At 71.4% G+C, this 6,993-nt stretch carries 2 protein-coding genes; one reads left to right on the plus strand and one right to left on the minus strand.

The window, feature by feature from the left end:
- Positions 1-5: 5 nt before the first annotated feature.
- On the minus strand, positions 6-2,084 hold the full coding sequence (locus AC3ERT_RS12950) for a DUF6571 family protein (RefSeq protein WP_335970812.1): 2,079 nt from the start codon (positions 2,082-2,084) through the stop codon (positions 6-8).
- A 334-nt stretch (positions 2,085-2,418) separates the two neighbouring features.
- Here AC3ERT_RS12950 and AC3ERT_RS12955 point away from each other — a divergent pair, with 334 nt between their 5' ends.
- The gene (locus AC3ERT_RS12955; RefSeq protein ID WP_335970810.1) at positions 2,419-6,933 is read left to right on the plus strand and encodes an FtsK/SpoIIIE domain-containing protein; all 4,515 of its coding nucleotides are present in this window, start codon (positions 2,419-2,421) and stop codon (positions 6,931-6,933) included.
- The last annotated feature ends 60 nt before the right edge of the window (positions 6,934-6,993 follow it).

Genomic DNA, 6,993 nt, shown 5'->3' on the forward strand with positions numbered 1-6,993 from the left:
CCGGCTCACTCCGCCAGGTGCTGGAACTGCTGCCCCTGCGTGAAGCCCCGGGAATCCACGTGGTTGACGATCGCCGGGTCCATCAACCAGTTGGTGTACGCGGTGCGTTGACGTGTCGTCATCTTGTCGATGTCCATCACGGTGCCGTCGGACGCGAGGAAGTTGTCGGCCGGCGCCTTGATGTAGCCCTTCGGGTCGCCGGTGTACGTCTTCGCCGGCCCGTTCCTCGGGTGGATCGTGACGGGCGCGGTGACGTCGGACGAGAAACCACCGCCCGAAAGCTGGGCGTTGGCCTCTTTCTGGTACTCGTTCTGCCAACTCACGTCGAGTTCGGAATCGTTGATCTGCTTGTACTTGGCGGCCAGGCCCGGTGCGTCCTCCGGGTCCACGTGAATAGCGTTCTTGGCGTAGTCGATGATCAGGTCCTTCGCCGTGCCGCCGAGTTCCGTGGCCTTCTCGGTGCCGAGCTCCATGATGGCGCTGCTGCCACCGGTGGCACCGGCCTCCACCGCGGAAGCCGCCCAGTCGATCATCGTGTCGCGGGCGCTGTTGACGCTTTCCGCCCAGTCGTCGGCGTCCGTCTCGATCGAGCCCTTGGCGTACTCGAACGCGCTGCTGTACGCCTTCATCATCATGCCGCGCTGCATGGCGCGGTAGTCCTGGGCGTGCTCGGTGGTGTCGGACTTCGCGCTGCCGACCTCGTTGGTGATCTGGGTCCGGAAGGCGTCGAACAGCGCGCTCTCCTGGCCGGCGACGGTGGGGTTGCGCGCCGACTCGTTGAGCAGCGCCTGCCACAGCGGCGCGCCCACCTCCAGGCCGGGGCGACCGGGGTCCTGCCCGTCGAGGAACGCCTTCTGGTCCCACTGCGACATCTTCTCGGTGAAGCCGCCCTTGGTGGCGTCCGCGCCCCACAGCTTGTTGCCGCTCGGCGACGTGATCCCGTAGACCATGTCGCTCCAGTTGGCGGTGACCAGCTTGCCGTAGTAGACGTCGATCGGGTCGTACGGGTGGATCTTGCTCGAATCACCGTTCTGGTGGCGGTAGTTGTCCATCATGATGCGGGCGGTGAGCTTCTCCGCGAGCGGCCGGTTCGTCGCCTTGAGGTCGATCGTGCCGGCCGACATCAGGTCCGCGAACGCCTGGGCACGGGCGGGTGGTTGGCCGAGGTCCCAGGGGCCGTGCGGATAGATGATCGTCTGCATCGTGTCGTAGTTGTGGTCCATCCACTCACCCGACGCCTCGGCGTTCTTGCCGATCGCGTTGAACAGCTGGGTGTAGTGGTCGTCGGCGAAGACGCCCTTGTCGAGGCCGGAGCTGTTCATGAACTCGCTGCCGTTCTTCGACGGGTCCTTGTCGAAGACGCGGTCGCCGAGCGCGACGAGGTAGTCCTTGTCCTGCGAGCCGCCCGGCAGCAGCGAGGTGAGGTAGTCGGCCCGGAAGACACCGCGCGGGTCCTTGAAGTTGTCGAACCACTTGCTCCAACTCGCCTGCTTCTGCTGGGCGGTCTGGCCCTCGTAGGCGACCTTGGTGAAGGTGCCGAAGGTCTTGGCGATGACGTCGCGGTCGTGCTTGGCCTCGTCCGGGTGGTCGCCGTACCGGCCGTAGAAGTTGTCGTCGGCCATGTCGTTGGTGAGCTGGAGCAGGTTCTTCGAGCCGAGCTGGTTGTAGAACGCCTTGAGGTAGTCCGGGTCGTCGGAATGGGCGCTCAGATCGGCGAACAGGTCCTCGGACGGGTCGTCGCCCTTCTTGAGCGCGTCGTTGTACTTGTCCGCCAGCGCCTTGCCGTCCTTCTGCGACTGGGCGGTGGTGTTCACCATGCTGTCGTCGATGCTGACCATGCCCTTGTGGTCCGGGTACGGCTTGTCCGCGGCGATGGCCAGGTGGTAGCGGCGGGTGAGCATCGGCATCTGGTCGTCCAGCCAGCCGCAGATGCCGATGAGTTGGGTGAGAGAAGAGGAGTCGAGTCCCTTTTCCTCGAACTGGTACTTGTACGAGGACGCGGTCGACCGCAGCAGGTCCTTGTCGCTCTTGAACGAGCTCGTCATCTTCTGCAGGCCGTCCGGATCTATCCCGGAAAACCCCATCCGCTTCTCCTCCCGTGTGTACTTCGCCCCGGTTCGCCGACCGCTCGAGCCGCGCGGGCGGCCCCGCCCGTGCGACCTGGGTGCTCCCGGCCCGGGCCCCGTGTCAGGAATGAGGATCGCACAGGGCAGCGGAACGGTTCCGTGCCGCGGAAGTCGGCGCCGCCGCCGTACCCCGCGGAAACCCGGGCAGGCCCGGCCGTGCCCCCTCCGCTGCCCGACGGGGCTTACCCGGGGTTTCCGCGGGCCTATAGCCTCGTGGCAGCAGTGGACGGTTAATGGGAACAGGCACAGCGAATGCAGGGCCCGGTCCGGGCCTACGGGGAGGGGCACAGCCATGCGCGTGACCGTGACGGTCGTACAGCAGGGCGTCGACGCGCAGGACGTCCTGATCACGGCCGACGACTCCGCGAGCGCGGGCGACGTCGCACTGGCGCTGGCGCAGTCCGTGGGCGCGGTGGCCCACGAACCGGCCGGGCACGGCGGGGGCGTGGTCGTCCAGTTCCCCGGGCAGTACCAGAACGGGGGCCGGCCCGACGCGGCCGGCGGGTGGGCCGGCCGGCCCGCCGACCCCGCTCCCGCCGCCGTGCCGGTGCTGTGGGCGGACGGTGTGCCCTGCGACCCGCAGGCGCAGGCGCAGTCCGTGCTGCGCGACGGCATGCGCGTCACCGTCGACGACTCGATCGGCCCGTTCATGCGCACCGGCGAGCCGTCCGGGCGCTACGAGGTGCGGGTGTGCGCCGGGCCGGGCGCGGGCCGGGTGGCGCGGCTCGGTGTCGGCACCGCGACCATCGGCTCGGCGCCGAACAGCACGGTCGCCGTGCAGGACCCGTCCATCCCGCCGGCCGCCGCGCGGGTCTCGGTGGCCATGGACGGCACCGTGCTGCTGACCGGCGCGCCCGGCGCGGGCCTGACGCTGGAGAACGAGCCGGTGGAGGCGGAGCGGCCGTGGCCGCTGCGCGCACAGCTCAAGGCCGGCGACTCGGTGCTGGTGCTGGACCGGCCGAGCGCGCCGGACGCCCACCTGTCGCCGATGGGCGAGGGCGGACTCGCGTACAACCGGCCGCCGCGGCTGACCGCGCCGCCGCCCCGGCAGCTGCTGTACGTACCGCAGAAGGACGCCAAGACCGACCGGGCCCGCTTCCAGGTGCTCACGCTCATCGCGCCGGTCGTGGTCGGCGTGACGATGTACTTCATGGTGCACCAGATCTACATGCTGCTGTTCTGCGCCATGAGCCCGGTGATGATGGTCGGCCAGTGGATCAGCGACAACCGCGCCGGCAAGCGCAAGAACCAGGACGCGGCGAAGAGCTACAAGGCCGCGATGGCCGAGTACGAGGAGAGCCTGGAGAACGCCAGGCTCTCCGACCAGCGCGAGCGGCGGGCCAACTACCCGGACGCCGCCGAGATCCTGCTCTTCGCGACCGGCCCGCGCCGCCGGCTGTGGGAGCGGCGACTCACCGACCCCGACGCGCTGCGGCTGCGGATCGGCGTCGCCGACATGCCCGCCGACATCGAGCTGCGCCCCAAGGGCCGGACGGCCGAGGACGCCGTACCGCCGGAGCCGCCGCTGGTGTACGACGTGCCGCTGCCGCTGCCGGTCCCGGAGATCGGCGTGGTCGGTATCGCCGGTGAGCGGGCCCGGGCGCTGGGCACCGTCCGCTGGCTGGTGTCGCAGGCCGCGGTGCTGCACAGTCCGCGGGACCTGTCGATCGTGGTGCTGTCCTCCGCGCCCGACGCGGCGCGGTCCTGGAACTGGGCGCACTGGCTGCCGCACCTGACGCCCCAACAGGGCCAGGACTGCGTGGCGTTGATCGGCACCGACCAGGAGGCGGCCGGCCGCCGGGTCAACGAACTCCTCCAGGAGCTGGGCCGGCGCAAGGCCGACACCCTCGCCAACCAGGGCGGCCGGCTGCGGCCGGACCCGTTCGTCCTGGTGGTGCTGGACGGTGCGCGGCTGCTGCGCCGGATGCCGGGTGTGCCGCAACTCCTCCAGGAGGGCCCGCAGTTCGGCATGTTCGCACTGTGCGTCGACGAGGACGAGCGGCTGCTGCCGGAAGAGGTGCGGCTCGCGGTGTGCTGGTCGCCGCACGCGGCCAGCCGGCTGCACCTGCGCGGCGGCGGGCTGGAGCGCCTCGGCGAGGTGCTCGCCGACCAGGTCGGCCCGGAGTGGTGCGAGCTGGTGGCCCGTTCGATGGCGCCGGTGCGCGACGTCAGCCGCGACGACGCGGACAGCGCGCTGCCGACGTCCGCGCGGCTGCTGGACCTGCTGGGCATGCCCGACCCGGTCGGGGAGCAGGTGGCCGGGATCTGGCAGCGCGGCGGTTCGACCACGGCGGCGCCGATCGGCGTCGGCGCGGACGGCACCTTCGTGCTGGACATCCGCAAGGACGGGCCGCACGCGCTGGTCGCCGGCACCACTGGCGCGGGCAAGTCCGAGCTGCTCCAGACGATCATCGCCTCGCTCGCGGTCGCCAACCGGCCCGACGCGCTCAACTTCGTGCTGATCGACTACAAGGGCGGCAGTGCCTTCCAGGACTGTGCGCGGCTGCCGCACACCGTCGGCATGGTCAGCGACCTCGACGCGCACCTGACCGAGCGCGCGCTCGCCTCGCTCGCCGCGGAGTTGCACCACCGCGAGACGATCCTGTTCAACGCGGCCACCAAGGACATCGAGGACTACAACGACGCGCGGCGGATGCGGCCCGACCTGGAGCCGATGCCCCGACTGGTGCTGATCATCGACGAGTTCGCCTCCCTGGTGGCCGAACTGCCGGACTTCATCGCCGGTCTGGTCGACATCGCCCGCCGCGGCCGTTCGCTGGGCGTGCACCTGGTGCTGGCCACGCAGCGGCCCGCGGGTGTGGTCAGCGCCGACATCCGCGCCAACACCAACCTGCGGATCGCGCTGCGCGTCACCGACGCCGACGAGTCCCGGGACGTCATCGACGCGCCCGACTCCGGGGCGATCGCCAAGTCCACGCCCGGCCGCGCCTATGTGCGCTCCGGCGCCCAGTCGCTGGTCGGCGTGCAGTCCGCGCGGATCGGTGGCCGCCGCCCGGCGGTCGGCCAGGAGCGCGCCAAGGCCGCGGTGGTACCGCTGGGTTGGCAGTCGCTGGGCCGCCCGATGCCGCGCGGCGGGCAGGCGGAGGCGGACGACGGCACCATGGTCACCGACCTCGCGGTGCTGGTGGACGCCATCCGCGACGCGTCCGACCTGCTCAACTTCCCCGCGCCGCGCAAGCCGTGGCTGGACCCGCTGCCCGAGCGGATCGTCACCGAGGAACTGCCGCCGCCGGCCGCCGCCGGGTCCGGCGATGTGCCGCCCATCGGCTACGGCATCACCGACCTTCCCGCGCAGCAGGCCCGCGCCCGGCTCGCGGTCGACCTGGTGCACGGCGAGCACGTGCTGATCGCCGGCGGCCCGCGCTCGGGCCGCTCCACCGCGCTGCGGACGATCGCCGGCGCGCTCGCCCGCGACACCGCGCCGACCGACGTGCACCTGTACGCCATCGACTGCGGCGCCAACGCGCTGCTGCCGCTGGTGGCGCTGCCGCACTGCGGCGCCGTCGTCACCCGCGACCAGCCCGAGCGGCTGTCGCGGCTGCTGGACCGGCTGTCGGCGGAGGTGTCGCGGCGGCAGCAGCTCCTGGCCGTCAAGGGCGCCTCCAGCGCCGCCGAGCAGCGGGCGATGGCGGCCACCCCGGAGGAGCGGCTGCCGTGGATGGTGCTGCTGCTCGACAACTGGGAGGGCTTCACCTCGACCTTCGAGTCGTACAACTACGGCAAGCTGATCGAGGGCGCCATGCGGATCTTCCGGGAGGGCGGATCGGCCGGGCTGAAGGTCGTGATGACCTCGGACCGCTCCGGCTTCCTCGGGGCGATCTCCTCGGTCTTCCCGGACAAGCTGGTGCTGCGGATGGCCGACCCGAACGACTACGGCAACGGCGGGCTCGCCCCGCGCGACGTGCCGAAGAACATGCCGTCCGGGCGGGCGCTGCGCCCCACCGACCACGGTGTGCAGGAGAACCAGGTGGCACTGCTGGCCGCCGACCCAGCCGGCCAGGCACAGGTGGAGGTGCTGCAGCGGATCGGCCGGCAGGCGACCGAGCGGATCGGCCGGGTCGGGCGGCTGCCCCGGCCGCAGCGGCCGATGCGGGTGGACGCGCTGCCGCCGCGGATGACGCTGACCGACGCGATGGCGCTCGACCCGGACTTCCGGCCGTCCTCGCCGCTGTGGGCGCTGATGGGCGTGGGCGGCGACGAGTTGGCACCGGTCGGCATCGACCTGGAGGAGGCCGGGCCGGGGTTCGTCATCGCCGGGCCGCCGAAGTCGGGCCGCTCCACGGCGCTGATCACGGCTGCCCGGTCGCTGCTCGCCAACGGCACTCCGGTGGTGCTGGTCACCCCGCGCCGCTCGCCGCTGCGCGAACTGGCCGACGCACCTGGGGTGTTGGGCCTGCTGACGGGCACCGAGTCGACTGCGGACGAGCTGACGGAGCTGACCGCGAAGGCGGCCGGGGAGAAGTTCGTGGTCGTCGTCGACGACAGCGAACTCCTCTACGAGAGCATGCTGGAGACGGCGTTGGAGGAGGTCGTCAAGAGCGGTATGGACGGTGACCACGCGCTGATCGCGGCCGGGTCGTCGGACTCGATGAGTTCGCAGTACCGCGGTTTCGTGGTGGAGGCGCGCAAGTCGCGCAACGGGCTGCTGCTGTCGCCGCAGACCGGCTCCGAGGGCGACCTGTTCAACGTCCGGTTGCCGCGGGACATCGGCGGCGGCCCGCTCGGCCGCGGTGTGCTGATCCGCGGGGGCACGATCATGCAGATCCAGGCGGCCCAGCCGGCGTAGCCGCCGGGCCGGCAGAGCGAAAAAGGGCCGGGGGGTTGGGGAGGGATTCTACGACCCCGC

It is taken from the genome of Actinacidiphila sp. bgisy145, from assembly GCF_057708125.1.

Excerpts from the sequence above, each read along its gene's own strand:
- AC3ERT_RS12950 (WP_335970812.1), bottom strand. The coding sequence starts at position 2,084 with ATGGGGTTTTCCGGGATAGATCCGGACGGCCTGCAGAAGATGACGAGC.
- AC3ERT_RS12955 (WP_335970810.1), top strand. The coding sequence starts at position 2,419 with ATGCGCGTGACCGTGACGGTCGTACAGCAGGGCGTCGACGCGCAGGAC.